Source organism: Tautonia plasticadhaerens (assembly GCF_007752535.1).
Lineage (GTDB): Bacteria > Planctomycetota > Planctomycetia > Isosphaerales > Isosphaeraceae > Tautonia > Tautonia plasticadhaerens.
Genome location: NZ_CP036426.1, coordinates 3,454,395 through 3,480,911, shown reverse-complemented (window position 1 = coordinate 3,480,911; position 26,517 = coordinate 3,454,395). Strand labels below are relative to the sequence as shown.

28 protein-coding genes are annotated in these 26,517 nt (G+C 61.5%); 23 read left to right on the top strand and 5 right to left on the bottom strand.

The features are described 5' to 3' along the window. The first annotated feature begins 17 nt into the window (after positions 1-17). From ElP_RS13655 to ElP_RS13635, 5 genes are read left to right on the top strand one after another with little or no spacing between them, the layout of a single operon-like run. Positions 18-425, top strand: a complete 408-nt coding sequence (locus ElP_RS13655) for a phage major tail protein, TP901-1 family (RefSeq protein ID WP_145270128.1) — start codon at positions 18-20, stop codon at positions 423-425. A 9-nt stretch (positions 426-434) separates the two neighbouring features. Continuing rightward, positions 435-794 (top strand): hypothetical protein, encoded by a 360-nt coding sequence (locus ElP_RS13650; RefSeq protein WP_145270126.1) that lies wholly within the window; start codon positions 435-437, stop codon positions 792-794. Further along, a complete protein-coding gene (locus ElP_RS13645) occupies positions 791-1,201 on the top strand; it encodes a hypothetical protein (RefSeq protein WP_145270124.1) in 411 nt (136 codons plus the stop codon). Before ElP_RS13650 ends, ElP_RS13645 begins: the two co-directional genes overlap by 4 nt. Before the next feature lie 50 nt (positions 1,202-1,251). Further along, on the top strand, positions 1,252-1,401 hold the full coding sequence (locus ElP_RS39635) for a hypothetical protein (RefSeq protein WP_145270122.1): 150 nt from the start codon (positions 1,252-1,254) through the stop codon (positions 1,399-1,401). After that, a complete protein-coding gene (locus ElP_RS13635; RefSeq protein ID WP_145270120.1) occupies positions 1,388-3,106 on the top strand; it encodes a tape measure protein in 1,719 nt (572 codons plus the stop codon). The genes ElP_RS39635 and ElP_RS13635 overlap by 14 nt, the downstream gene beginning before the upstream one ends. On the opposite strand, the gene ElP_RS13630 is transcribed toward ElP_RS13635, so the two are convergent. Next, positions 3,103-3,333 (bottom strand): hypothetical protein, encoded by a 231-nt coding sequence (locus tag ElP_RS13630; RefSeq protein ID WP_145270118.1) that lies wholly within the window; start codon positions 3,331-3,333, stop codon positions 3,103-3,105. The two genes, ElP_RS13635 and ElP_RS13630, sit on opposite strands and share 4 nt — an antisense overlap. A gap of 99 nt (positions 3,334-3,432) precedes the next feature. Here ElP_RS13630 and ElP_RS13625 point away from each other — a divergent pair, with 99 nt between their 5' ends. From ElP_RS13625 to ElP_RS13580, 10 genes are all read left to right on the top strand, one after another. Next, positions 3,433-4,041 (top strand): hypothetical protein, encoded by a 609-nt coding sequence (locus tag ElP_RS13625; protein ID WP_145270116.1) that lies wholly within the window; start codon positions 3,433-3,435, stop codon positions 4,039-4,041. A gap of 363 nt (positions 4,042-4,404) precedes the next feature. After that, on the top strand, positions 4,405-4,974 hold the full coding sequence (locus ElP_RS13620) for a hypothetical protein (RefSeq protein WP_145270114.1): 570 nt from the start codon (positions 4,405-4,407) through the stop codon (positions 4,972-4,974). Next, positions 4,964-5,365, top strand: a complete 402-nt coding sequence (locus ElP_RS13615) for a DUF6950 family protein (protein WP_145270112.1) — start codon at positions 4,964-4,966, stop codon at positions 5,363-5,365. The genes ElP_RS13620 and ElP_RS13615 overlap by 11 nt, the downstream gene beginning before the upstream one ends. Then, entirely contained in the window at positions 5,362-8,370 is a 3,009-nt protein-coding gene (locus ElP_RS13610) for a phage tail protein (RefSeq protein ID WP_145270110.1), read from the top strand. Before ElP_RS13615 ends, ElP_RS13610 begins: the two co-directional genes overlap by 4 nt. Further along, on the top strand, positions 8,370-9,056 hold the full coding sequence (locus ElP_RS13605) for a hypothetical protein (protein ID WP_145270108.1): 687 nt from the start codon (positions 8,370-8,372) through the stop codon (positions 9,054-9,056). Before ElP_RS13610 ends, ElP_RS13605 begins: the two co-directional genes overlap by 1 nt. Beyond that, complete coding sequence (locus tag ElP_RS13600) at positions 9,056-9,799, top strand: hypothetical protein (RefSeq protein WP_145270106.1); 744 nt, start codon at positions 9,056-9,058, stop codon at positions 9,797-9,799. Before ElP_RS13605 ends, ElP_RS13600 begins: the two co-directional genes overlap by 1 nt. Positions 9,800-9,887: 88 nt before the next feature. After that, positions 9,888-10,154: a hypothetical protein gene (locus tag ElP_RS13595; RefSeq protein WP_145270104.1), complete on the top strand. Its 267-nt coding sequence runs from the start codon at positions 9,888-9,890 to the stop codon at positions 10,152-10,154. After that, complete coding sequence (locus tag ElP_RS13590; protein ID WP_145270102.1) at positions 10,151-10,663, top strand: glycoside hydrolase family 108 protein; 513 nt, start codon at positions 10,151-10,153, stop codon at positions 10,661-10,663. Before ElP_RS13595 ends, ElP_RS13590 begins: the two co-directional genes overlap by 4 nt. Continuing rightward, positions 10,660-10,995: a hypothetical protein gene (locus ElP_RS13585; RefSeq protein WP_145270100.1), complete on the top strand. Its 336-nt coding sequence runs from the start codon at positions 10,660-10,662 to the stop codon at positions 10,993-10,995. Before ElP_RS13590 ends, ElP_RS13585 begins: the two co-directional genes overlap by 4 nt. Continuing rightward, positions 10,992-11,261 (top strand): phage holin, LLH family, encoded by a 270-nt coding sequence (locus ElP_RS13580; RefSeq protein ID WP_145270098.1) that lies wholly within the window; start codon positions 10,992-10,994, stop codon positions 11,259-11,261. Before ElP_RS13585 ends, ElP_RS13580 begins: the two co-directional genes overlap by 4 nt. A 369-nt stretch (positions 11,262-11,630) precedes the next feature. Here ElP_RS13580 and ElP_RS13575 read toward each other — a convergent pair whose 3' ends face one another. Then, positions 11,631-12,161 carry an NUMOD4 domain-containing protein gene (locus ElP_RS13575; RefSeq protein WP_145270097.1) on the bottom strand — a complete coding sequence of 177 codons (531 nt, stop codon included), beginning with the start codon at positions 12,159-12,161 and terminating at the stop codon, positions 11,631-11,633. Between the two features lie 149 nt (positions 12,162-12,310). Between ElP_RS13575 and ElP_RS13570 the strand changes: the two genes are divergently transcribed. Continuing rightward, complete coding sequence (locus ElP_RS13570) at positions 12,311-12,595, top strand: hypothetical protein (protein WP_145270095.1); 285 nt, start codon at positions 12,311-12,313, stop codon at positions 12,593-12,595. 9 nt (positions 12,596-12,604) lie between these two features. After that, the gene (locus ElP_RS13565; RefSeq protein ID WP_145270093.1) at positions 12,605-13,066 is read left to right on the top strand and encodes a hypothetical protein; all 462 of its coding nucleotides are present in this window, start codon (positions 12,605-12,607) and stop codon (positions 13,064-13,066) included. Between the two features lie 184 nt (positions 13,067-13,250). On the opposite strand, the gene ElP_RS13560 is transcribed toward ElP_RS13565, so the two are convergent. Further along, positions 13,251-13,457, bottom strand: a complete 207-nt coding sequence (locus ElP_RS13560; protein ID WP_145270091.1) for a hypothetical protein — start codon at positions 13,455-13,457, stop codon at positions 13,251-13,253. 212 nt (positions 13,458-13,669) lie between these two features. Here ElP_RS13560 and ElP_RS13555 point away from each other — a divergent pair, with 212 nt between their 5' ends. Beyond that, a complete protein-coding gene (locus ElP_RS13555; RefSeq protein ID WP_197446964.1) occupies positions 13,670-19,957 on the top strand; it encodes a hypothetical protein in 6,288 nt (2,095 codons plus the stop codon). Between the two features lie 541 nt (positions 19,958-20,498). Here ElP_RS13555 and thyX read toward each other — a convergent pair. Together thyX and ElP_RS13545 are read right to left on the bottom strand one after the other, a co-directional pair. Further along, positions 20,499-21,209, bottom strand: a complete 711-nt coding sequence (gene thyX / locus ElP_RS13550) for an FAD-dependent thymidylate synthase (RefSeq protein WP_145270089.1) — start codon at positions 21,207-21,209, stop codon at positions 20,499-20,501. Then, a complete protein-coding gene (locus tag ElP_RS13545) occupies positions 21,196-21,432 on the bottom strand; it encodes a DUF3310 domain-containing protein (RefSeq protein WP_145270087.1) in 237 nt (78 codons plus the stop codon). Before ElP_RS13545 ends, thyX begins: the two co-directional genes overlap by 14 nt. 217 nt (positions 21,433-21,649) lie before the next feature. Between ElP_RS13545 and ElP_RS13540 the strand changes: the two genes are divergently transcribed. From ElP_RS13540 to ElP_RS13520, 5 genes are all read left to right on the top strand, one after another. Beyond that, positions 21,650-22,156: a hypothetical protein gene (locus ElP_RS13540; RefSeq protein WP_145270085.1), complete on the top strand. Its 507-nt coding sequence runs from the start codon at positions 21,650-21,652 to the stop codon at positions 22,154-22,156. A 117-nt stretch (positions 22,157-22,273) separates the two neighbouring features. Further along, on the top strand, positions 22,274-22,498 hold the full coding sequence (locus ElP_RS13535) for a hypothetical protein (protein ID WP_145270084.1): 225 nt from the start codon (positions 22,274-22,276) through the stop codon (positions 22,496-22,498). Next, positions 22,498-22,755 (top strand): hypothetical protein, encoded by a 258-nt coding sequence (locus tag ElP_RS13530; protein WP_145270082.1) that lies wholly within the window; start codon positions 22,498-22,500, stop codon positions 22,753-22,755. Before ElP_RS13535 ends, ElP_RS13530 begins: the two co-directional genes overlap by 1 nt. Continuing rightward, positions 22,752-23,237 (top strand): CRISPR-associated protein Cas4, encoded by a 486-nt coding sequence (locus ElP_RS13525; protein WP_145270080.1) that lies wholly within the window; start codon positions 22,752-22,754, stop codon positions 23,235-23,237. The genes ElP_RS13530 and ElP_RS13525 overlap by 4 nt, the downstream gene beginning before the upstream one ends. Positions 23,238-23,400: 163 nt before the next feature. Beyond that, positions 23,401-26,481 carry a type ISP restriction/modification enzyme gene (locus ElP_RS13520; protein WP_145270078.1) on the top strand — a complete coding sequence of 1,027 codons (3,081 nt, stop codon included), beginning with the start codon at positions 23,401-23,403 and terminating at the stop codon, positions 26,479-26,481. The last annotated feature ends 36 nt before the right edge of the window (positions 26,482-26,517 follow it).

The window sequence follows — 26,517 nt, the reverse complement described above, 5'->3', positions numbered from 1 at the left end:
TTAGCCAAGGAGGGCTTATGGCACTACAAAAAGGCCGCGACATGCTCATTAAGTTGGGCGATGCCGCTACGGGAACTACCATCGGCGGGCTTACGGACACCAGCATCACGATGGGCAACAACGTGGTCGACGGCAGCACCAAGGACACCAACGGCTGGCGCGAGCTGGTGGAGGATGCCTCTTTGAAGTCGTTTTCCATCGCGTGCAGCGGATTCTTCAAGGATTCCGCCACGGACGAATCCATCCGCGCCAAGGCATTCGCCGGAACCATCGACACCTACACGCTGGTGTTCCCGAACGGCGACACCATCGAGGGCGATTTCCTCATCGCCGGCTACACGCGCAACGGCGCGAAGGACGGCGTGGAACAATACAGCTACACGCTCGAATCGCACGGCGAGCCGACCTTCACCGCAGCCGCATAGAGGTAACCCATGGCAACACTCTCTGTTCAAACTTCTGTTTTTGGCGGACTGGCCTATACCCTCGGCTCCGCTTCGACGGCTGACAAGTTCGCCAACGACGGGCGCACGATGCTGATCTTCCTGAACAGCAACGCCTCCAGCCGCACGCTGACCTTCGCCGCGAATGACGCGACCAAGCCCGGCTTCGGCACGATTGCCACCCCGGATACGGTCATCACCCTGCCGGGTTCCGGCACGAATGGCGGTAGGTATGCCGCTGGCCCATTCCCCGTGGATCGGTTCAACGACGTGGACGGCAATGTCAACTACACGCTCAGCGATGCAACGGGCATGACCGTGGCTGCCGTCAAGCTGACGAACTACCGGTGAGCTACGACGCAGCCCGCCCCCGCTACAGCCTAGAGCTGGCGGGGAAGAACTACGAACTGCTGGGCACGTTCGAGCTGATCGAAGCCTGCGAGCACGCGCTGGGCGAGGGCATCATCCGCATCGCCAAGCGGGTGATGGACATGGGCGTCACCGACACGGCAAAGCTGCTCGCGGCCATGCTCACCAGCAGCGGGCACAAGGCGACCGTGAAGGACATGGGTGACGCCATCCTCGGCCTCGGGATCGACTCGGAAGAGCACGGCATGCTGAAAATCCACCTGTTCGCGTTCCTTCGCATCCTGCTTTCCCCGCCGAAAGACCGGGAGGGAGTGGCCGAAGCGATGGGAAAGCTGACCGGGAAGCTGGAGACGGCTTCCCCTGGCGAGACTACCAGCGATTCTGCCTAGGAGCGCTGGGATGGACGCCGCAGGCATTCTGGCAAGCGACCGTGTGGGAGGTGGAACAAGCCTATGAGGGCTATGCGCTGAAGCACGGGCTGAAGCAGCCGGAGAAGAAAACCGCCCTGTCTTCGGAAAAGGTAAGCGAGCTGAAGGCATGGATGGACGAAGAAATCGCAAAGGAACGGATACGGGATGGCAACACTTAGCGAACTCACGGTGAAAATCAAGGCGGATGCCTCCCAGCTCGACCGCGAGATGAAGAAGGCGACCACCGTCACCGAAAACGCGGGCAAGAAGATGGGCGCGTCGATGGGGCAGTTCCGCGTGCAGCTCGCCGCCATCTCCAGCCTGCTGGCCGGGGGCAAGCTGATCGACGGCATCACCAAGTTCGAGAAAATCGAAGCCTCCTTGCGCACCGTCACCGGATCGGCGGAGAATGCCGCCGCTGCTTTCGGGATGATCCAGAAATTCGCCGCGACCACGCCGTTTGCCGTGGAAGAGGTGGCCAATGCCTTCATCAAGCTGAAATCGCTGGGGCTTGACCCGTCGGAGAAGGCATTGCTGTCCTACGGAAACACCGCCTCGGCGATGGGCAAGTCGCTCAACCAGGTGGTCGAAGCCGTGGCCGACGCCGCCACGGGAGAGTTCGAGCGCCTGAAAGAGTTCGGCATCCGCACCAAGGACGCGGGTGACAGCGTGATCTTCACCTTCCAGGGCATGGAAACCAAGGTGAGGAAGAATGCGGCGGGTATCGAAGGCTACATCCGCTCCATCGGCGACGTGCAGTTCGCCGGGGCGATCAAGGAGCAGGAAAGCACGCTTTCCGTGGCGCTCTCCAACATGGGCGACAGCTTCGACCAGCTCGCCAAGACCATCGGCGATGCCGGGCTGACCGCGCTGATTAAGGGCGTGGCCGACGAGATCAAGAACCTCACGCTAACCGCCAACGAAAACATCCCGAAATTCAAGCAGGGCTTCAACGCCATCGTCGGCGGGATTGCGATGCAGTTCACCGACGACCCCGCCGTGAAGCAGGCGCTGCTCGATGAACTCATGGCGCAGAACGACGCGCCGACCGTTCCCTCTATTGACGTTACCGGCAACAGGCCGAAAGGCGGTGGTGGCAGCTTCGGGAAGAGCGGGAAGACGAAGAAGAAAAAAGAAGCCGAGGATTACGACGAAGCCGGGGATGCACTCAGCAACCTGCTCCTGAAATACGAGCAGGAGGCCGAACTGGCGCAGCTTTCCGGCAGGGCGTTGGCCGAACGCCGCGCCGAGATGGAAGCCACGGCACAGGCGATCAAGGATAAGACGCTCGGCACGTCGCAGGAGCTTATCGACAAGATACGCGAGCAGGCGGGCGTCACCTACGAGGCCGAAGAAGCGACCAAACAAATTACCAAAGCACAGGAAGAAGCCGCCGAAACCGCCCGCGAATGGCGGAAGGAGCTGACGGACGGCCTGACCGACATCATCCTGCACTTCGACTCCGCAGGCGATGCGGCGAAGCGGTTCTTCGACGAGATCGCCGCCCAGATTCTTAAGAAAAGCGTCACCGGCCCGCTGAGCGACGGCATCATGGGTGCCATCGAAGGCACGGACATTTTCAAGAGCATCGGCGGGTTCTTAAGCGGAGCCAGGGCAGACGGCGGCCCGGTCGGAGGCGGCAAGTCCTACCTCGTGGGCGAGCGCGGCCCGGAAATCTTCACGCCTTCCGTCAGCGGGCAGATCATACCCAACCACCAGATGGGTGGCGGCGGAATCACCATCGTCCAGAACAACAGCTTCGGCTCCGGCGTCACCCGCTCGGAAGTGGCGGGCATGCTCCCCGGCATCATCTCCGCCACCAAGCAGGCGGTCGCCACCGAGGTGCAGAAGGGCGGCGCGTTTACCCGCCAGATACGCGGCTAATCGGCCAGCAGCCGCCTGCCCACGGGCGAATCCGCCGGGATCACATCGTCCGACCCGCATGTCTTGCACTGGCGCTCCCAGTTCAGCAGGCCGTGCAGCGTCTTGAGCGTGGCGGCGAACAGACAGCAGTACAGCAGCGCCTCCAACTGGAGGGTGAGCGCCACGAAGGCGGCGATCCACCAGACGAAGACCCAGCCGTTGAAGGAATTGGCGGCCCACCGCATCAAGGTGGAGCCGCATTGTTTGCAGATCGATTTCGCCATAGTGCCCCCATTGGTTAACGGGAGCAGCCATAGCATTAACAATTATTAACGTCAACGGATATTATGCCGATCAGCCTACCCCCCAAGCTTGGCCTCGTCCGGTGCAACTTCGGGCTGGAAACCAATACGCAAACGTACACAAGCCCGCTCACGCGCAACACCCAGCGCGCGATACTGGCCGGCTCACGCTGGATCATGACCGCCACCATCCGCCGGATGCGGAAGGACGACCAGCTTGCACGCAACTGGATCGCCTTCTTCCTCAAATGCCAGGGCATGGGCGAATCCTTCTACGCCTACGACCCCGACCGCAAAGGCTCCAAGGGATTGCAGGGCGGGACTCCCCTGGTCAACGGCAGCTTCCAGAGCGGCACCACGCTCGCCATTGACGGCTGCACGGCCAATGTCACCGGATGGGCGAGGGCGGGGGATTATTTTTCGGCCAACGGCGAACTCAAGCAGCTCACCGCCGACGTGAACACCAACGGCTCGGGGCAGGCAACCCTCAACTTCATGCCAGCATGGCGGGGGAGCCCAACCGACAACAGCGCGGTGAACTTCACCAACCCCACTTGCACGATGATCCTCGTGGATGACCGGCAGGGGATGTGGGATGCGGATGTGATGGGCGTGTACGAGGAAAAGACGTTTAGCGCGATGGAGGTGTTCTAAAGAATCCTCATCTCATGCAGGATGAGGAGCAGCATAATGGCGATCAACCCGATTAACGCGGGAATCTGACCGATTGATCTGAGCCGATAGAGTCCGGTTTCCATGAGCACGGTGCGAACAAACCTCAACCAGCGCACTCGAAGCAGCTTGAAGGCGAACTGGAGCGTGTCGGTGTATCCCTTGGCCATATCGCCTCCCTGCGGTTGTGTGGCTGCGTCGGATTTGGAGCCGGAGATTGAATGGCTACAGATGTCCCCGTTGCTCTAGCCCATCTGGCAACACACAGCTAACGTTTCCGTCAATGCCGCCGCAGCCACCTGCCGACCATAGCACTAACCCTATAAACAGCAAGCATATTATCGCATGACCCGCCAGATCGACGCCGCCACGCAGACCGCATCCGAAGCCGATGTCATCCTGCCAGTGTGGTTCGTCAAGCTCGAATTCGACAGCGGCGACATCCGCCTGCATACCTCGCTCGGCACCATCAACTTTGACGGCGAATCCTACACCGGAGCCGGGGCAATCGGCGGCATCGACACCGTGGAGGAAGACGCGGAGCTGACCCGCTCCACGCTCAAGCTCACGCTGCGCGGGCTGCCGAACGACATCATCAGCATCATCCTCAATGAGTATTACCAGGGGCGCACGGCAACCCTCTATCTCGGCTACCTGAACCAGACCACCCGGCTACTCACCGCCGACCCCATCATCATCTACCGCGGCAGGATGGACACCGCGTCCGTCGCGCAGGGAGAAACCTGCGCCGTGACCGTGACCGTGGAGAGCCGCTTCGCCGCGTGGGATCGGCCGTTGACACGCCGCTATAACCACGCCGACCAGCAGTCCCGATACCCCGGTGACCGTGGTTGTGAGTTCGTCGAGCAAGCTACTGAAAAACAAATCGTGTGGGGGCAGCGCTATGCAGGGTAACCGCAAGCCGGGCTGGGAATCGCTGCTGGGCGAGTACCTGCACGCCTCCGCCAGCAAGCCGTTTGCGTGGGGCAGCCACGACTGCGCGCTCTATGCCGCCACCTGGGTGCTGCTCGCCACCGGGTCGGATCACGTCAGCCGCTGGAAGGGCGATTACGCCACCGAGTTCGGCGCACGCCGCGCCATGATCGACCGGGGATTTGAAACCGTCGAAGACATCGCCGACCATCATCTGGAAGAAAAGCCCGTGACGGTCGCCATGCGCGGCGACCTGGTGCTGCACCCGCAAGGCGCGCTCGGCATCTGCAACGGTCTGTTCTCGCATTTCGTCACGCCTCAGGGCTTGTGCGTCGAGGAAACGCTCGCCTGCCTCAAGGCGTGGGGCGTATGAAGCGTCTTCTCGCCGCCCTACTGGTCACCTCCGCACTGACCGCCCCGGCCTTTGCCGACCCCGTCACCCTGACCGCCGCCGTGGCCGGAGCCGCCGTTTCCGCGAGTGTTGCCGCTACCCCGGCATTCCTCCTTGCTGGTGGCGCATTCGCCGGGCTTGGCCTCTCCACGGCGTTCCTCGGCTCCATCGCTGGGGCGGTCGTCGCCACCGGCATTAATTTCCTCGGTAGCAAGGCTCTAGCCAAAAAGCCCAAAGGCCAGAACTTCCAGGCGGACGCCGCAGGCCGTGTGTCCATGATCCGCTCCAGCGTCGAGAGCCATAAGATCATCTATGGGCAGGCGCGCGTTTCCGGCCCGATTGTGTTCATCACCACCACCAGCTCCGGCCCGGATTCCACCGGTGCCACCGTGACCGGCGACAACAAATTCCTCCACATGGTCTTGCCCCTGGCCGGGCATGAGGTCGAGGAAATCGGCACGCTTTACCTGAACGATGCGCCGGTCACGGTGGGCGGGGACTGGGTGACATCTTCCCCGTATGCGAAGCAGGTGGAGAAGACCGACACGCGGATCATCGCCGTCGCCTCGGCCACGCGCACCTACACCACCCGCAACAGCACGCTCACGCTGTCCATCACCACCAGTGCCGCGCACGGGCTTTCCGTCGGCCAGTCGATTGAACTCAAGGACTTGAGCGACCGCAGCTTCGCGGGGAGATTCGTCGTCAGCACGGTCAGCAGCCCTACCAGCATCGTGTGCAGCGTCAGCAACGCGGCCTATGCCGCCGACGCATCGGCCACGGGCGGCAATATCAGCGTCGCCACCGCCTCCACCCAGACCCAGAGCTATGTGCGGGTGAGCAAGCATAACGGAGCCGCCAATCAGACCGCTGACACCTACCTCATGGCCGAAGCCCCGGAATGGACGGCGGATCACCGCTTGCAGGGCATCGCCTACGCCTATCTTCGGTTCGAGTTCAACGCCGATGTATTCCCCACCGGCATCCCGAACGTCAGCTTCCTGGTAAAGGGGAAGAAGCTCTACGACCCGCGCACCGGCGTGACTTCGTGGAGCGACAACTGGGCGCTGTGCGTGCGTGATTACCTCTATGCCGATTACGGCTTTAACTGCCAGCCCGACGAGATCAACGACAGCTACTTCATCGCCGCCGCCAACATCGCGGATGAGCCGGTGAACCTTTATGCCGGGGGCACGCAAGCCCGCTACACCTGCAACGGCGTGGTGGATACCGCGACCGCCCCGCTGGAAAACCTCTCCTCCCTCCTGACCGCAGGTGCCGGGGCGGTGACCTATGTCCAAGGCCAGTTCCGCATCCACGCCGCCGCCTATGACTCACCCTCGGGCGAGATCGGGCTGGACATGCTCGCCGGTGACGTGCAGATGGACGCCCGCCCCTCCCGCAAGGAGCTGTTCAACGCGGTGAAAGGCACTTACGTCGATCCGAACAAGCAATGGCAGCCGACCGATTTCCCGGCCATGACCAACGCCACCTATGAGGCACAGGACGGGGGCGAGCGCATCTTCCGGGACATCGAGCTTCCCTTTACCACCAACGCGGAAGCCGCCCAGCGCATCGCCAAGATCATCCAGGAGAAGGGCAGGCAGGGCATCCGGGTGACGATCCCGGTCAACCATTCCGCTTTGAAACACGCCGTCTATGACGTGGTGACGCTGACCAACGCGCAGCTCGGCTGGACTGCCAAGCCGTTCCGCATCCTCAAATGGAGTATGGGCGTGCCGGGGCCGATCCTGCTGGAGCTTCAGGAGGAATCCTCCGCCTCCTACAGCTGGAACTTCGCCGAGGCGCATATCGTGGACGCGGCACCGGACACCACGCTGCCTTCCGTCTTCACCGTCCAGCCTCCCGGAGCCGTCACCATCACTGAAGAGAAGTACATCACCCGCACCGGCGACGGGGTAAAAGTGCGCGCCATCATGGATTGGGGCGCTTCGCCCGACGGGTTCCTGCGGGAATACCAGCCGGAATACAAGCTCAAACCCGAAGTGATCTGGCGGCAGCTCTCCGCCACCAAGGGCGTGACCGCCACCATCGAGGACATCCAGCCGGGCGAGTACGATTTCCGCGTCAAGGCGCTCAACCAGCTCGGCGTGTCGTCGGATTACTCGACCTCTTCGCGGCAGATTTCCGGCCTGCTGGACGCGCCGCAGGAGCCGCAGAACCTCACCATCGCCACCATCGGGGGCATGGCGTACCTCTACTGGGATCAAACGCCCGACGTGGACGTGCGGATCGGCGGCAAAATCGTCATCCGCCATTCCTCGGACACGGGCGCGACGTGGAACCAGACAATATCCATCGGCAACCCCGCCCCCGGTGCTGCCGCCTGCTGGGCGGTGCCGCTCAAGCCGGGCGTCTACCTGCTCAAGGCGGTGGATTCCTCCGGCATCGAGTCCGCTGCTTACGCCAGCGTCACCGCCGACCAGGCCACCGCGCTCACCTTCGCCAATCTGACCACGCTGACCGAAGACCCGACCTTCTCCGGCACGAAAACAGGCGTCATCGTGGACAGCGGGGCACTCAAGCTCACCGGCGCGGGAGAGTTCGACTCCATCCCGGATTTCGACGCGGTGGCAGACCTTGACGCCTACGGCGGCACCAGCGTCACCGGCACCTATTTGTTCTCCGGTGCGATGGATTTGGGCAGCGTGAAAGCGGTTCGCCTGACCGGCGAGGTGGTTGCAGCCATCACGCAAATCTACGACCAGATCGACTCGCGCTCCGACTCCATCGACAACTGGGCTTCCTTCGACGGCACCGACGCCGCAGCGGGGGATGCCCGCATCTATGTGCGCCAGACCGACGACAACCCCGCCGGTACCCCCACCTGGGGTGCATGGCAGCGGCTCGACTCCGGGGAGTTTTTCACCCGCGCCTTCCAGTTCATGCTGGAGATGGCGGTGGACGACCCGACCTACAACATTTCCGTCACTTCCCTTTCCGTACACGCAGACGAGGTAACTTAATGTCCCAACATGATATGATTCTCGCCAACGCAGACGGCGCGACGTTCCGCGCCGACCTGAACAGCGCACTGGCGGCGCTCGCCACCACCAGCAAAGGCTCCACCCGCCCTTCCACCATCTCCGCCGGGCAGCTCTGGCTGGATGACAACAGCCCCAGCTCCTCCCGCTGGACGCTGTATCTCTATGACGGATCGGACGACATCGCGCTGGGCGAGTTCGACACCAGCGCCAATGTGTTCTACGCGACCGCACCGACCGCTTCGGCGGACACCAACACCACGCAGGTGGCCACCACGGCGTTCGTCTTAGGCCAGGCCGCCAGCCAGAACGAGCTGGAAGCGGCCAGCAGCACGACAAAGCTCGCCAGCCCGGGACGGATGAAATACCACCCCGGCGTGGCGAAGGCGTGGATCAATTTCACGCCAAGCAACCCGCCCGTCATCCAGCGCAGCCACAACGTCGCCTCGATCTCGCGCACAGGCGCGGGAGATTACAACATCACGCTCACCGAGGGCACCAGCGACACCGCCTGCGCGGTCTTTGCCAGCTCCGACACATTCGGGCTGGTCGCCGTGCCCACGCAGACATCCACCACGGTTTTCCGCGTGCGCTTCCACGACGCGGATACGGCCTCTACGCTGGCCGATCCCACCCGCGCCTCGCTCATCGTCTACGGAGATTTCTAATGAACGCCAGCCTCCTTTCCGCCGCCATCCTGTCCGCATCCTTCGCCGCCAGCGCCAGCCCCACCGTCCTCTACGACGATGACTCCGTACCCGCCATCACCTTCGGCTCCAACCCATCGGGAACCGGCGGCAACGGCGTCGGTTATTGGCCGGGCAACACGGCAGGCAACCAGAACGCGGAATTTTACGCATTAGGACAGGGTGATAATTACAGCCTTTCGTTCCGGGGAAAAGGAAACTGGTTCTTCGGCTTCCACGCCACCCATGATTCCGCCGCGCGCCTTCGGCTCTACGAGAACGAAACCAACGGCATGGAATCGGTGGAGCTGCGGGTTCCCGAGAGCATCGACGCGACCTTCCCTGTCATCTTGCCCGACGCTCCCGGCACGGCCAATGACGTGCTGTACACGCCGGACGGCTACGCCCTGAAATACGGCAGGCCGATGACGGTGGCGCATGCGGTGGCGAATTTCGTCCCCTCCTCCAGCCCGGTCATGCACCGGGCGGTCGGGTTCAACTACGGCATCACCCGCAACGGCGCGGGGGATTATACCCTGACCATGAGCAGCGCCACGGCGGATTCGGCGAGCGCGGTGCTGGTGACGGCGGAAGGGAATGGCACGGCGCTGATATGCACCGGCTCCCAACCCTCCACATCAACCGTCCGTGCGCGGTGCTTCAACACCTCCGGCAGCTTAACCGACGCAGCCCGCGTTTCCGTGGCGGTTTTCGGCGCTCCGTAGGCCGAAATTGCTGGCGCTGAGCGGCCCTGGCGTGCATAATAACCACAATATAAATTGTCTATATGAATCTGAGATAACCGGGGACGTGATGAATGACGAAGCTACCTACCTCAAAATCATCATCCTCGGGGTCACGCTCGGCCTCTCCATCATCGCGTTCCTCTTGAAGCGCGCCATATCGCAACAGGATAAGACCATCGAGTCGCACGGGGCGGCCCTTGCGGCGCTGCAGCTTGAGCAGGCGAGGGATCGCAGTTCCATCAACACACTCAACGAGAAATTCGGGGAGATGAAGGAATACATCAAGGAAATCAAGGACGACGTGAAGCAGTTGCTTCGGCAGGGGAACAGATGACCGCGAAATTCGACCGGGCATTCGCCATCCTCATGCGCCCCGACGTCGAAGGCGGGTACGTAAACGACAGCCGCGACAACGGCGGCGAGACGAAATACGGCATCTCCAAAGCCCGATACCCGCACATCGATATCAAGAACCTGACGCTCGATCAGGCCAAGGAACTCTACCGCAAGGATTACTGGAATAAGTTCTACTGCGAGGCGTTACCGTGGCCGCTGGCGGAAGTGCTCTTCGACTGCGTGGTCAACCACTCCCCGCTGAATCCCGTGCGCTGGCTTCAGGAAGCCGTGGGCGCATACCCGGACGGGGCTATCGGCCCGCGAACCATCGCGGCGGTGAAGGCTTACCCCGACCCCGTGAAGGCTGCGGCGAAGATGACGCAGCTCCGCATGAAATACGTGAAACGCCTGTCCGACTACCCGACTTACGGCGACGGCTGGCACAACCGCCATGTAACCGTGCTCACGGAAGCGGTGCGGTGGGAGAACAACAGGGAGGATTTATGACGGGCAAACCGTGGTGGACTTCCGCCACGATGGTGGCTGGGCTGACCGGCATCATCATTGGCGCGGTGCAAATCTACGCAGCAGCGACCGGAGCGGAGATTGATATCGAAGCCCTGCGCGGCACCGTGGAGAACGGCTTGCAGCTCATCCTCGGCATCGGCTCCGCCGCCGTCGGGGTCGTTGCTATGTGGGGTCGGGTGAAAGCCGTGCTGCCCATCAAGAAGCAGATCGTGCCGAAGCTGGTGGGGAAGCCTTCGCCTATGGTCATTACACCAGGGCAGGAAGGCGACTTCCCGTGGCACCAAAATCATAATCAGGGAGACTCCAAATGAACCTACTCCAACGCCTATTCAACAAGTTTATCGGCTACCTCCTACCCGCAGCGAAGCTCTTAGCGCGCGCCGGGGGTGAAGTGCTGATCTCCGCCGCCAAGGAAGCCGTGCTCGCCGCCGAGCGACAGGGCGGTTCCGGCAAGGACAAGTACAACGCCGCCCGCAAAGCGCTGGTGATTAACCTCCAGGCCCAGAGCATCCCGCTGATCGACAACGCCATCAACCTGGCCATCGAATCCGCCGTTGCGGCTCTGAACGACAAGTAGTGTGCGCTGGCTGACGCTGACGCTTTGGCTGACCGGATGTGCCCGGTGCGATATGGGTCGCTGCATGTTCAACATTCGGTTCCCATTGTGAGTTACGAGCAAGGCATCCCCAGCGACATCCTCCATATCGCCCGTCGCGGCTATTCCGAGTCCAAACGGCATGGGGAGAGCAACGGCTATATGCTCGCCATCATGGGTGGGGCGATGGTCTGGATGGGAAGCCAAATGGTGCTCCGTGGGGTGAGGATGGAGCAGAATAAGGGGTGGGCTCGATAAAATCCAAGCGCACCTATTGCTTTGCGCGTTGCGCTGCGTACTATTCATGTGGACATCATCCTCATGGAGGCTACGCCATGCGCCAGCTCTGGCCTATGCAACCCGCCTCCAGCTTTTACCCCGCTTTATGTCGAATATCGTTGATGTGGCGACTCCGTGCTCTATTGCTAGCGACCCGATTGAGACTCCTTGGGCGAGTTTCTCCCGGATTCTTGGAATGTCAGCTTCGCTTAGCTTTGTCCACGGGACGTCATCTCCGGTTCGCCTTAAGCCAATGTCCGCCGCGTGAATAATATTTTCGGCTGGGGTTACCCATTCAAGGTTCGCGAGATCATTATTGAACGGTTGCCCGTCGATATGGTTAACGTAATTCTTTCCCTCGATTAACTCCAGGAATGCAGTCGCCACCAGGCGGTGCACCTGTGCCGTGACCTTGGTTCCGTTCTTACAGAGCGTCACCCGTTCGTATCTGCCACATCGGTTTTTAGCCAGCACCTTGACGCGGGGATTACCGTACCGATTAAGCAAGCTTCTGACGTTTCCGCGATTCGAGACTTCGTACCGCCCTTCGTGCCCTAGCACTGGGCGCCATTCTTCGCTTGCAACTTCCTTGCATTCTGACATGCTAAACTCCTTCTCTAGACAAGAAGGAGATTAGGCTGTTTTGTGCGCGAGCGCAAGCGGCCTTTTCTTTGAAATATGCAAGCGCAAGTATTGATTAGAGGATCACTAGCGCTACAATATTAGCGCACCTTTATTCAGGAGGCTCAGTCGTGAAGAAGCGAGTCGCCGAGCAGCTTGCGGAGATGGGCTACACGGGCACGGTCGAAGAATTCCGCCGCGTGCTTGCGGAGGTAAAGCGCGAAAAGTACGCCGACTGGACTGACGAAAACCTGGCTTTCACCCGGCACCAGGCCGACGATTACTGCTCGGAAGTCAGGAAGCGGCTCTCCGCCCCCAAGCTCAGCCGCGTGGCCATCCTGAAAGGGCTGGTCAGCCTGCGGAAGAACCCGGTAAAGCCCAAGCCCGTGGTTGCGCAGGAGCAGCCGGTGAGCTAATCTCACCCGATGACCGAAAAGCCGCCCACCGATCCCGCAGACCACGCCGAGGATTTCAGCCAACGCTATGCGGAGGACCTGGATATCGTCGCCGGGCAGGCGATGCTCGATCTGGGCTTGTCCAACCATCAGATGGGTGCCCGCGACCCGGACAGGCGGAGCGAGCACCACACCTTCTTCCCAGGCGACCGGGAAGGCGGAACGATCTCACCCGCCGGGCAGGTGACGCTGGATTCCGGTTTGATGAACCCGGAGCTGCTGACCGCGAACTACGACGAAGCCACGCAACGGATCTGGCAGAAGACCCAGCTGCAAGACCGGGCGCAGGCCATCATCGCCCACGAACTGGCCGAACACGAATACGGGGATCACGAGCTGGCGCTCATCGCCGCACCGGAGACGAACCTGCCGATCAGCTACGCGGCGAGGGAGCTGCTGAGAAGGATGGAAGCCGGATGGCGTGGCCGTTAGCTGCGGGCCGGTCGCTACTCCGGCAAGGCATGGAGGGATTCGAACCCCCAGTTTCATGTGCCAGCCCTGCGTCGGCATTGCCCGCCCAGACCTATCGGCAGGCGCGTCCATACCCCGGACTCATGCGCCCCAGCCCGTCAGCTTGCGTGTCTGCTTCCCACGCCGCCGCAGCTTTTCCAACTTATCAGGCTTCTCTCAAAGCGCAAGCGGCTTCTGTGAGCCGGAAATGCCCCTCGTTTCCGCGAGCAAAACTATGAAGCGGAATCGCCAGCCCGGCGGTCACCAGCTCCCGGTAGAGCGAGCGGTTTTCCTCGGTCACTTCGACCCGCTCCCCCGCCAGGCGGCGCTTGAGCAGATCAGCGGCGGCTTCGGATAGCGTGGTCGCTTGCATGGCAAACCCTCCGTGTGGAGGGCGATTTTACCCGGAAAGCGGTGGGTGGGCTAGTCGCCTCGCTTGAGCGTTCGCTGCGCTCCACTCGGCGGCCATCCCACCCAGAGTGAGCCCTTCAAGAATTATGGTCAACTCGTCAACTTATTGATTGATATTCCTGCATTTTTCGGGATACTGCGTTGAACATTAACGATTAAGCGTCAACGCCCCGCATGCCCCTGGATTCTTCCCGCCGCCCCGACCTTTTCGCCGACCGCTTCCCTCCCCGCAGCAACGGCCATCAGTCGCACGCCTCCCGCGTCACCGCCTCGCGCGGCCAGACGCTGCTGCCGATGTTCGGCACGCCAGCTGAGCCACCAAAACAGCTAGAGCCCACGCCCGTCTCCACGCCGGCACCGGCCAGCGGCGAGAAGGGCAAGGCCCGCGACATCCTGGCCGCCATCCGCACGCTGAAAACCATCGAGCGGGAGCACCGGCTAGCCACTACCGATGAACTAGACATACTTGCCCGCTTCGGCGGTTTCGGCCCGGTGGCGCTCTCGATCTTCCCGAACCCGGTCACCAAACAGTTCAAGGAAGGCTGGGAGGCAATCGGCCAGGAGCTGCAATCGCTGCTCACGCCGGAGGAATACGACTCAGCCAGGCGCACGACGTTCAGCCAGTTCTTCACCGCGCCGGTCGTCATGTCGGCGATGCACGAAGCGCTGGAGCAGCTGGGCGTGCCCGATAATGGCGTTGTGCTGGAGCCGGGGTGCGGGGTCGGCAATTTCATGGCGCAGGCCAAGCCCGGCCAGCGGTTCATCGGCGTGGAGCTGGATTCCCTCTCCGGCCGCATCGCCCGCGCGCTCCACCCGCAGGCCGATATTCGCATCGAGAATTTCCGCGACACGAAGCTGCCGCCGCTGGACGCGGTAATCGGCAACGTGCCCTTCGCCGACATCCACCTCGATTTCCACGGGCAGAAGCTCTCCCTGCACGACTATTTCATCGCCAGATCGGTCGAAGCCCTCAAGCCCGGCGGCGTGCTGGCGGTGGTCACTAGCCACTACACGCTCGACAAGCAGAATGCGGCGGCCCGGGAGCTGATCGCGGAGCAGGCCGACTTACTTGGCGCCATCCGCTTGCCGTCCACGGCGTTCAAGGCCGAAGGTACGGCGGTTACCACCGATATCCTGTTCCTCCGCAAGCGGGTACCGGGGCAGGAGCCGAACCACGCCGATCCCGAATGGCTGGAAACCTCCGTCCTCGGCATCGACGGGGCGGATTTGCCGGTCAACCGCTACTTCTGCAACCACCACGAGATGGTGCTGGGCGACTGGAGCCGCAAGGACACGCTCTACGGCTCCGGGTTTTCGGTCATTGCCAATGGAGATCTGCGCGAGCAGTTGCGGGAGGCGATAGGCCGATTGCCCGGCGTGATGCAGTCGGAAGCGGAGAGACCGAATCCGCCGCCAATTCCAAACCGGTCGAATTCGACCCCTTTAGAATCTGCCAGACCCTCCTTCACACCGCCGCCGCCGCTCCGGCACATCGGCGAGAGCAGCCTGTTCGTCGGCGATGATAAGGTGATCCACCAGGTCGTCAACAGCCAGGCCGAGCCGGTTACCTACGGCGGCACGCTGCTCAAAGCCGACGGCACCATGACCGGTAAGCGCATCGCCGGGCTGATCGGCTTGCGCGATGCCGCCCGCCGCGTACTCCAGAGCCAGAACGAAGGCTGGCCGGAAGCCGCCCGCGAAACCGAACGCCACCAGCTCAACCGCGCCTATGACCGCTTCGTGGCCGCCTACGGCCCGATCAACAAGACTACGCTCAGCGAAACCAAGGACGGCACGCAGATCCGCCGCATGCCGAACCTGGTCAAATACCGCGAAGACCCGGACGCCATGCTGGTGATGAGCCTGGAGGAATACGACGAAGCGACCGGCAAGGCGGTGAAAGCGGCCATCCTGAAGCGGGATGTGGTCGGCCCAAAGCCGCCGGTCACGCACGTCACCAGCGCCGAAGAGGGGTTGCTGGTGTCGCTCAATGAGAAAGGCTGCGTTGACATCGGCTACATCAATCAGCTCTACGGGAAGCCGGGTGCGATCATCATCAGCGAGCTGGGCGACCTGATCTATCACGACCCAGCGACCAAGGAATTGCAGACCGCCGACCAGTATTTATCAGGCAACGTCCGCGAGAAGCTGAAGATCGCGGAAGCCGCAGGACCCGCTTATGCGAACAACGCCAAGGCACTCCGCCAGGTGCAGCCGGAAGACGTGCTACCGGGCGATATCGACGCCAATCTCGGCGCGCCGTGGATACCGGCCACGGACATCCGGGCGTTTGCCGCCGAGCTATTCAACGTGCCGCCGGAAGCCTTTACGATCGGCCACCTGAAGAAGGATGCCGTGTGGAGCGTGGAGCCGGATTACCGTGCTATCAGCTCGGTCGCCGCCACCGCCGACTACGGCACCGGCCGCATCAACGGCACCGAGCTGCTCGGGCTGGCGCTGAACCTGAAGACGCCGGTCATCTTCGACACGGTGCGCGGCGTGAATGGCGATGAGCGGGTGCTGAACCCGGAAGAGACGCAGGCCGCACGCGAGAAGCAGAAGCTGATCAAGGAGAAATTCAAAAGCTGGGTCTTCGCCGACCCCGATCGCACCGAGAGGCTGGTGCGCGATTACAACGACACCTACAACAACCTGCGGCCCCGCCTGTTCGACGGCTCGCACCTGGATTTTCCGGGGATGAGCCAGGCGATCACGCTGAAGCCGCACCAGGTCGACGCGGTGTGGCGGTGCATGACCGCCGGGAATACGCTGCTGGCGCATTGCGTCGGGGCGGGGAAAGCTCAGCCTCTGGATGCCAAAGTGCTGACGCCTACAGGCTGGGCGCGCATGGGGAATTTGCGAGTGGGAGATGATGTGATCGCTGGCGACGGTACGGTCACGCAAGTAACGGGCGTTTATCCGCAGGGTGAAAAGTCCGTCTTTCGAGTCGCTTTCTCTGATGGAGCATCGACCAGAGCTTGCGGGGAACACCTTTGGCTGACCCAGACCAGCAAGGAGCGGCAGACATGGCGAGAGGCACAAGCCAACGGGCATGTGACCGTCAAGGGCCAGCCGAAGGTTCGCACAACCGATGAAATTGCGCGAACGATCGGCCAACGGCACTACGTCCCAATTGTCGGCCAGATTGAGTTTCAAAGTCCAAAGCTGCCGCTCGATCCCTATACGCTTGGGGTTCTCATTGGGAACGCATCGTTCCGTCAATTCTCGGTTCAGCTTGCCCTTCCAGAGGCGGTGCAGCTGGAATTCCTTCGACTGCCGGTCGGCATCACTGCGAAGACATGGTCGAAGCCGCCGAAGTGTCCAGTGGCCTGGTTAGTGGGTGGAGGTGTCCGCCCCAATCCTCTGAATCAAATCCTGCGCGACCTCGGGCTATGGGGGCATAAAAGCCCCGAGAAATTCATCCCAGATCCATACTTATGGGCCGATGCCGATTCCCGCTTCGCATTGGTGCAAGGCTTGATGGACGCCGATGGAGGGATGTGCGGGAGAACAGCCAGGTTCACCAGCTATTCTGCTCAACTGGCGACCGACATGGTAACCCTTGTCCGCAGCTTGGGCGGGGTGGCACACAAGCATGTTGGCGAAGGCGCGACCCCGGGAAGCGTAAAATTTAGGGTGGACATAAAGATTCCCGGGAAAGCGCCGCCCTTCAAGCTCCCAAGGAAGGTTAAAGCGTGGAATGAATCGGTAGGCAAACGCCGTTCTTTGAAAAAATGTATTGTTTCCATCGAACCGGACGGAATCGAACCATGCCAGTGTATCTCGGTAGCCCACCCCTCAAGGCTCTACGTGACCGACGATTTTATCGTAACGCATAACACATACGAAATGTGTGCGGCTGGCATGAAAATGAAGCAGGCAGGAATTATCAAAAAGCCGCTTTACTGTCTGCCCAACCACATGCTCGAGCAATTCTCCCGCGAGTTCATGCAGCTCTACCCGAACGCCAAGCTGCTCGTGGCCGGCAAAGACGACTTCACGCGCGAGCGGCGCAAAGCCCTGACAGCCAAGATTGCCACCGGCGATTGGGACGCGGTGATCGTCACGCACAGCTCGTTTGAGCGGATCGGCATGAGTCGCGAATTTCAGGAGCGGTTCCTGCGCGAGCAGATCGCGGAGTACGAATCCCTGCTGGTCGATAAGGCATCCCACGGCCGCAACATCATCAAGAGCCTGGAGAAGCAGAAAGCCGCCCGCGAGGAGAAGCTGAAGAACCTGCTGGCCGAGGATAAGAAGGATGACGGGCTGGTGTTCGACGAGCTGGGCGTCGACCAGATTTTCTACGACGAAAGCCAGGCCGGCAAAAACCTCGAAACACCGACCAAGATGGATCGGGTGGCGGGCATCCAGACCGGCGGCAGCGAGCGGGCGTTCGACCTCTACATGAAAGCCCGCTACCTGAGCGAGCAGCATCCGGGGCATGGCGTGGTGTTCGCCTCGGGTACGCCGATCAGCAATTCGATGGTGGAGATGTACACCCAGTGCCGCTATCTGGACCCCGAAGGCCTGCGCTCACGCGGCATCGATCATTTCGACGGCTGGGCGGCTACCTTCGGCGAGGTGGTGGATTCCATGGAGATTTCGCCCGACGGCGCATCGCTCCGGCCTCGCAGCCGCTTCGCCAAGTTCGTCAACCTGCCGGAACTGACCCAGATGTTCCGCGCCTTCGCCGACGTGCAGACGGCGGAGATGCTCGACCTGCCGCGCCCGGCGTTGGAAGGCGGCAAGCCGCAGACCGTAGCCTGCCCGATGTCGGAAGAGCAGCAGGAGCTGCAGGCCAAGCTTGTGGAGCGGTACGACCGCATCCGCAACGAGAAGGTCGATCCGCGGGAAGACAACGCGCTCGCCATCACCACCGACGGCCGCAAGCTGGCGCTGGACGGCAGGATGCTCCAGCCGGGCGAGGATTTCCTTGGCTCGAAGATCAACGCTCTGGTCGCCAACGTCGCCCGCATCTGGGCAAAGACCGAGGCGACGCGCGGCACGCAGATGATCTTTTGCGACATGGGCGTGAACCCTACGCCCTGGTGCTTCTCCGCCTACGAAGAAGTGATAGCCAAGCTGGTGGAGCGCGGCATCCCCCGGCACCAGATCGCCAATGTCGGCGATGCCGACACCGACGCCAAGAAGCAGGTGCTCTTCGAGAAAGTGCGCCAGGGCACGGTGCGCGTGCTGATCGGCTCGACGGCCAAGATGGGCACCGGCACCAACGTGCAGAAGCGGCTGGTGGCCCTGCATCACCTGGACGCGCCGTGGAAGCCGGCCGAGGTGGAGCAGCGGGAAGGCCGGATTCTCCGGCAGGGCAATCAGAACGCGGAAGTGGCGATCTACCGTTACGTCACCGAGGGTTCATTCGATGCATATATGTGGCAGGCGCTCGAGACGAAAGCCCGGTTCATTGCCCAGGTGATGAGCGGCGAGGCAGCCGTGCGGAAAGCCGAGGATATCGGCGGGCAGGAGCTGAGCTATGCCGAGGTGAAGGCCATCGCCTCCGGCAACCCGGCCGTGCTGACGCTGGCCGAAGCCGATGCCGAGCTGCAACGGCTGGCCATCCTGCACAAGAACCACCGCGACGAGCAGTACCTTGCCCGGCGGAACCTGCGCGATTTGCCGGACGACATCCGGCGGCTGGAGAGGCGGCTGGAGAGGCGGCTGGAAGGCCTCACGGCCGACCAGGCGACGCTGGCGGCCAATGACGGCGTTCCATCGCAGGAAGCGGTCGGCAAGCGCATGGGGCAGATGCCGGAGAAGGTGAGCGAGACGTACCGCACAAAGCTCGGCACCTATCGCGGCCTGGAATGCGGAATCATCCTTCACCCGCTCGGCGGCACGGAGGTCTACCTGGACGGCGCAGTGCGGTGCCGCGAGACGCTGATGCGCGATAACCCCGGCCCGCGTGCCGTGCTGAACGCCCTGGAACGGCTGGCGAATGGCTACGACTACGATTGCCGCCGCCTCAAAGCCGATATTGCGGTAAAGCAAGGCCAGTTGAGGGATTACGAATCCCGGTTGGGCTTGCCATTCGCCCATGCCGCCTACCAGGAAGAGCTTTCGGAACTACGCGACCGGCTGAAGGCGGGGCTATCGGAGAAGGCAGGGGATGAGGAAAAATCCTCGGTCGCCAGTCTGGCGGAGCAGATCAAGGTCTTACGGGAGCGGAACACGGTCGAGGCGGCACCGCAGCGGGTAGGGACCCGGAAGGCGGCACGCGCGGAAACGCCGGTGACGGCGAGGATTCGGGCGAAGCGGCAGGAGGTGGAACCGGCGGAGGTGGCCGAATTCAGGCAGGAGGAGCCTCCCACGGTGGAACCGCCCCCGACCATTGTTCCGCCGGCAGCGGCGGAGATCAGGTTGCCGGAACCACCGAAGCCGGTGAATGGGCACGCGCATGCCGTGATAAAGCGCCGTCAATGCAGCGGGGAGCAGCTGCGGCTGTTTTGAGGGGAAAGAGATCAATCCTCAGACGAGGACTTCTCATACTCTTCCGCGCCCCGAAGAGCGTCGAAAGCCCGTCGATATATTTCATGACTGCGGTGCTGTTCGTCGAAAGGGAGGTTCCATGGCGTATCAACTAAGACTTCGCCTCCATAGGTAAGTTTAACTCTATTCGGCAACCAATTATCGGGGGCCTCGGGAGCGAGCCCCGCGAGACGCACTGCAGCCGAGACGATTGCACCTGCAGAATCTGGAACGGTATACTCGAACACCGCGCGTTGACCGGTACCTGTTTGCCCGAAATCTGAGCGGGCCAGATTGCTTCCGTTGAAGATCACCGAGAAGTAGAGAGGGTGCGCTGTTCCCGCGCTAAGCGGGGAGTTCGGAGTCCAAAACTCGAAGACGACAGTCGCCATGATCGCCCCCTGGTGGATCAAACAATCAGAATTGCTCGAACGCTATCGTCACGTTTCGATCCTTCCAAACACTCCTGATACCAGATCGACAAGGCTTCGGCAAGGGGTCGAGGCAGAGCCTTTGACAACCTTCATGTGAGAAGACGCCCCTCCTCCCACGCCGCCACGCAGACCGGCACGATCGGCTGGATCAGCTCCCGCATCGCCTCCGCATAGACCCGGATCTCATACTGGGCGTGCGAGTGGCAGCGCAGCGTCAAGAACTTGAGCAGGTTCAGCAGGTCAACGCTGGCGAACATGTGGCTGTAGGTCGCCACTGGCAGCACGGAGCGGGCAAGCTCGCGCGGCCAGCCAGCCGCGAGCAACTGGCGGTAGGCTTCAAAGGAAGCCGTCATCGCCTCCCGAGCGAGGATCAGCTGGTGATGCCGCCCTTCGAGCATATCATCGGTCGCATCGCCGATGTCGCGGGCCTGCTTACTGCTGGTCGATTGCTGGCCGATCAGATCTGGCTTCGGCAGATAGAACTCTTCCGGCAACTCCCGGTACCGGGCAGACAGCTCGTTGTAGCTCCAGGTGCGGTGCCGGTGCCATTGGCGGAACACGAAGATCGGTGCTTTGATCTCGAACGTGAACTGGACGGCTTCAAACGGCGTGGTGTGGTGGTTCTTCCACAGATAGCGGATAAGCCGGGCATCACTGCCCTGATCCTCACCGGCACGCCAGGCGGCGTCATAGCTGACGCGGGCGGCACGCACTACCGACAAATCGGAGCCCATCGCGTCAATCAGACGGACAAACCCATGATCGAGAACGTCGATCCGCGCGTTCTCAAGCGGCTGCATTGCCCGAAACCGACGCTGACGCTGCACCCTCCAGACGCTGAATCTCGCGGTCGATGTACCACCGCGCTTTCTTCAGATCCTCCAAGCCGTTCTTATGATCAGACCGCCAGAGATATTTCATGGCGTTTCCCACGTTGAAGTTCATGTGTTCGGTGATCGTGATCGCTTCTACGCCAGACGGGTGGCTGTTGTAGTGCTTCGGATGGTTGACTGCATCATTCATCTGGCCTCTCTATCTGCCCCTCCGCGTAACCGCCGCATGGCGATTTGCGACCGACCGGCAGCGGTTACGCGCAGGAGCATAGGGAATCGGCTTGTGTCGGTCGCATAGCCGACCTTAGGGGTTATTCGCCTTTGGCGCAACAGGTTATTGCTCGGCCGCCGCTGCGCGTTAATATAGGTAAGCAGACTGTTCCTTCAGCCCACTAACTGAGGCAGCCATGGCCCGCAAAGCCGCTCCGAAGCACGTCGAGCCGGAAGACGAATCGCAAGACCTGCCGGAGGATCAGGCGGAACTGGAAGCCACCGAGCCCGACGACCAGGATGAGCCGGTAACCGGCGGCAAGGCCATTTCCAAAGCGGAAGCCATCCGCCGCTCTCTGGCGGCCGGGCATGACGGGCCGCAGGAAGGCACCGCCTACATCCGGCGGGAATTCGGCATCGAGATCACGCCGCAGCATTGGAGCGCCACGCGGTCGCAGATGAAAAGCCGCGCGGCGAAGAAGGGGAATGGCGGCGGCGATGCCCCCAAGCCCAAGGGCAGGCCGGGCCGCAAACCGCGAGAAGCCGCCACCAAGGGCGTTGAAGGCTACCTGGCCCCGCCACCTCAGCAGAAGCCAGCGGTCGGCGGCCAGGGCGAGCTGCTCGCCGCGATGGAGGCGATGAAGCCGCTGGTCGATAGTCTAGGCAAGGATCAGGTCAAGCGGATCGTCGATCTGCTTGGGTAACCAGCACGGGGCATGGACGCCACCTTCTGAACATCTGGACACACCTCCTCCCTCCTGCGATCCTATCCGGCAGGAGGGATCGCCATGGAAACAACCTGGGAAGGCCGCCTACCCGGCATGTTTGAAGGCTACGCACCTGGCCGCGTCTACGAGCTGGGCGACGGATCGCTCTGGCGGCAAGAAGACCGGACCAGCGAGTACGTCTGTCGGGAGCAGCCCAAAGCCAAGCTGCTCTACGACCGGAGCATCAACGTCACCTATCTCGACGTGGAGGGCACCTCCGGCGTCGTCGCCGTTGTGCCGGACAGCGGGATGCGTGGGCTATCGGCAGGGGCGTTCTGATGGGGCACGACGATCAGCGGCTTGAGACCGTCACCGCCAGCGAAATCGCGAACTTTGTGTTCTGCCCGGAATCGTGGCGGCTCCGCGATGGCCTGCAGCTGCCGCCCGGCAACCGTCCGGCGCTTGCCGCCGGCACCCGGCACCACGAAGCCAAGGCAACCGCCGAGCGGGTGGCAGGCGGCTCCATTTCGCTCGGCCGCGTCCTGATCGTGATCGCCGTGATTCTGGCGGTGGCGCTCTGGCTGCTCACCCGATGACGCCCTGGCTGATCGTTGTCGCCGCCCTGGTGCTCGGTTTGCTGCTGATCCTGAGCGGCAGGGGCGTGCGGGAGCGGCGTGGGCTGGGGCAGGGCCGAACGCTCGATCTGGATACCCGGACGCTCTACTCCGCCCGGCTGGGGCTGGCCGGCAGACCGGACCGGATCATCGAAGGCGGCATCCCGGAGGAATGGAAGTCCTCCCGGCGGGTCTACGATTCGCACCGGGCGCAGATGGGCGTTTACTTCCTGCTGATCGAGGAAACGACCGGCATCCGGCCGCCGCGCGGGTTCATCGTGACGGGGGATGGCGAGCGGGTGAAGATAGAGAATACGGAGAAGCTGCGGGCTTGGGTGCTCGACGTGGCCGATCAGATTCGGGCGGCACGCAGGCAGGTGGCCGAACCGATCCCGGTGAATCCCAGGCCCGCCCAGTGCCGGTCATGCGGAATGCGAGAGCATTGCGGGCAGCGGAGGGGGTGAATCGCACGGTCGGCTCATGGTCGGCCCCCAAAACGCCTGATACCGGGAGGTGCTAGATTAGGTTAATGATCCTCCAAACCACCGCCCAAGCCCCATGTCGGCCGTTATCGCTCGCTGATTAACAGTATTCCTGTACCACGCATGGTCTTCAGAGGTCGAGCCGATGCCTGCTGTCCCGGTCATCAAAGCGACGCACAAGGCCGTTCCTGCCTATTACGAAGCCCTGCAGGCCTACGCGGGGCAGAGCGTCAGCCACGAAACGGCGTTGCGTTCCGCGTTCCAGAACTTGTTGGCTGAGACCGGCAAGCTGCACAAGTGGACGCTGATCCCAGAATTGACCATGAAGGTGAAAGGCAGGTCCATCCGCCCTGATGGAACACTGCGTGACGGGGCCTGGCTCTTCCCGCGCGGCTACTGGGAAGCGAAGGACACTGACGACAAGCTGGAAGACGAAATTCGCAAGAAGATCGCCCAGGGCTACCCGACCATCAACACGATTTTCGAGGATACGAGAGAAGGGATACTATACCAGAATGGCAAGCGGGTCATGCGGGCGAAACTGCAAGACCCGGAGGAGCTGGTCGGGCTATTAAATCAATTCTACGCACACACCGAACGCGATTTCGAGGGATTCGAGCAGGCGGTCATCGACTTTCGTGATCGCATTCCATCGCTTGCCAAAGCCCTGCTCGAAAAAATCGAAGACGCCCATAAGAACACTCCGAAATTCGCCGCCGCGTTCCAGTCATTGCTGGAGCTGTGCCGGACTTCATTGAATCCCAATATTAGCGACGCCGCGGTGGATGAGATGCTCGTGCAGCATCTCCTTACCGAGCGGCTGTTCGAGCGTGTGTTTCAGAACCAGGAGTTTGTGAGGCGCAACGTCATCGCCGCCGAAGTCGAGAAAGTGATCGAAGCGCTGGTGAGCAAGAGCTTCAACCGGCAGGAGTTCCTGAAATCGCTCAACCCGTTCTATACTGCCATCGAGAAAGCTGCGCGGACGATCGAGGATTTCGGCGAGAAACAATACTTCCTTAATTCCGTTTACGAGCGATTCTTCCAAGGGTACTCGGTTAAGCTGGCCGACACGCACGGCATCGTCTACACGCCGCAGGCCATCGTGGATTTCATGTGTGCCAGCGTCGACGGCGTGCTGAAATCCGAGTTCAAGAAGAAACTGACCGGCGAGGGCGTCAATATCCTGGACCCCTGCACGGGCACAGGGAATTTCCTGGTCAATCTGCTGCGACGATTCGACCGCAGGGAATTGCCCCGGGCGTACGAGAACCAGTTGTTCGCCAACGAAGTGATGCTGCTTCCGTACTACATCGCCTCTCAAAACATCGAGCACGAATATTTCGAGCTGACGGGCGAGTATGTACCGTTCGACGGGCTTTGCTTCGTGGACACGCTGGAATTGGCCGACGAATCGGGAAAGCTGTCGTTCGTGACGGAGGAGAATACGGATCGGGTTAACCGCCAGCAACAGGCGCAAATCACGGTCATCATCGGGAATCCGCCGTACAACATAGGGCAGGTCAACGAGAACGACCGGAACAAAAACCGGAAATACAAGGTCGTCGACAATCAGATCAAGCACACCTATGCCAGGGATTCAAGGGCCACACTTAGTACAAAGCTCTATGATCCATATGTGAAATTTTTCCGGTGGGCCACCGATCGGCTCGGTGGCCGGGACGGCATTGTCTGCTTCGTAACCAATAACAGCTTCGTACACAAGTTTGCCTTCGATGGCATGCGGAAGCACCTACTCGATGATTTTACTCGGGTCTATCACCTCGACCTGATGGGCGACGTCAAGTCAGATCCCAAGCTGAGCGGGACGGCCTACAACGTCTTTGGTATCCAGGTTGGCGTGGGCATCACCGTCGCGATCCGGTCGGCCAAGCACAAGCGGCGCCAGCTCTTCTACGCCAAGGTCGACAAGCAATGGCGGAGGGAGGAAAAGCTAACCTGGCTGGCCAGGGTGAAATCCATCAGCGGGGTCGAGTGGGAGGAGCGGCAGCCCGATTCCCGCTACGACTGGCTAGGCTCCGGTGACAACGATGAGTTTGATTCGTTCCTGCCACTGGGCTCCAAGGCGGGAAAGCGGGGCATCGAAGATGAAACAATCTTCAAAGCCTATTCGCTCGGCGTGTCAACGAACCGTGACCGGGTCCTCTACAACTTCGATCGCGCTGCCCTGGTCAAGAATGCGCGCAGCTTCATCGACCATTACAACGCTGAAGTCGACCGGTACAAGCGGGAGTGGGGCACTGGCAAGAACGAAGACGGATCGCCGAAAGACCTCGACGAATTCCTGGACATCACCCACATCAAGTGGAGTCGTAATCTAAAAAGCTCTCTCAAAAAACTCCAATACATGACGTTTGATGAGACACGGGTTCGCCGGGCGATGTACCGGCCCTTCACCGAGATGTTCCTATATTTCCAAAACATCGCCGTCGACGAATCCGGACAGTTTCACAAGTTTTTCCCGACCGAGAAATCGGAGGGGGAAAACCGCGTCATCTGCGTCCCGACGGTCGGATTCCGCGACGCATGGTCGGTGATGGTGACCGACAAGATCACCGATCTGCATTTCACGTCCGGCGACGGCAACCAGTGCTTCCCGTTCTACGTCTACGACGAAGATGGATCGAACCGAACGGAAAACATCACCGACTGGGCACTAGAGAGGTTTCGCGACAATTACGGCGACGAGGCGATCGGGAAATGGGATATTTTCTATTACATATACGGCGCACTGCACCAGCCGTCCTACCGGCTGAGCCATGCCGAAGAACTCAAGAAGGAACTGCCTCGGGTGCCGCTTGCTGAGGATTTCTGGGTCCTTTCCAAGGCCGGCAAGCAGCTGGCAGAGATTCATCTCGCGTACAAAGAGGCGGAGCCCTGGCCGCTTGACGGTGTTTATGCTGACGGCACGCCGCTATCCTTCCACGTCGAAAAGATGAAGCTGAGCCGGGATAAATCGGCGCTCGTCATCAACGACACGTTTACCCTGACCGGCTTGCCGGAAGAAGCCTTGAAGTACCGGGTTGGTAGTCGCAGCCCGCTGGAATGGGTTATCGATCAGTACCAGGTCTACACAGACCCGCGCTCAGGTATCGAAGACAATCCGAACCGACCGGATGACCCGGAATTCATCGTCCAGCTCGCCGAACGGGTGATCCGCGTGAGCATGGAGACCGCGGAGATCATGGGGGAATTGCCGGCGGATTGAGGCATCAACGCCCGGTCATCTCGGACGCGGCGGGGC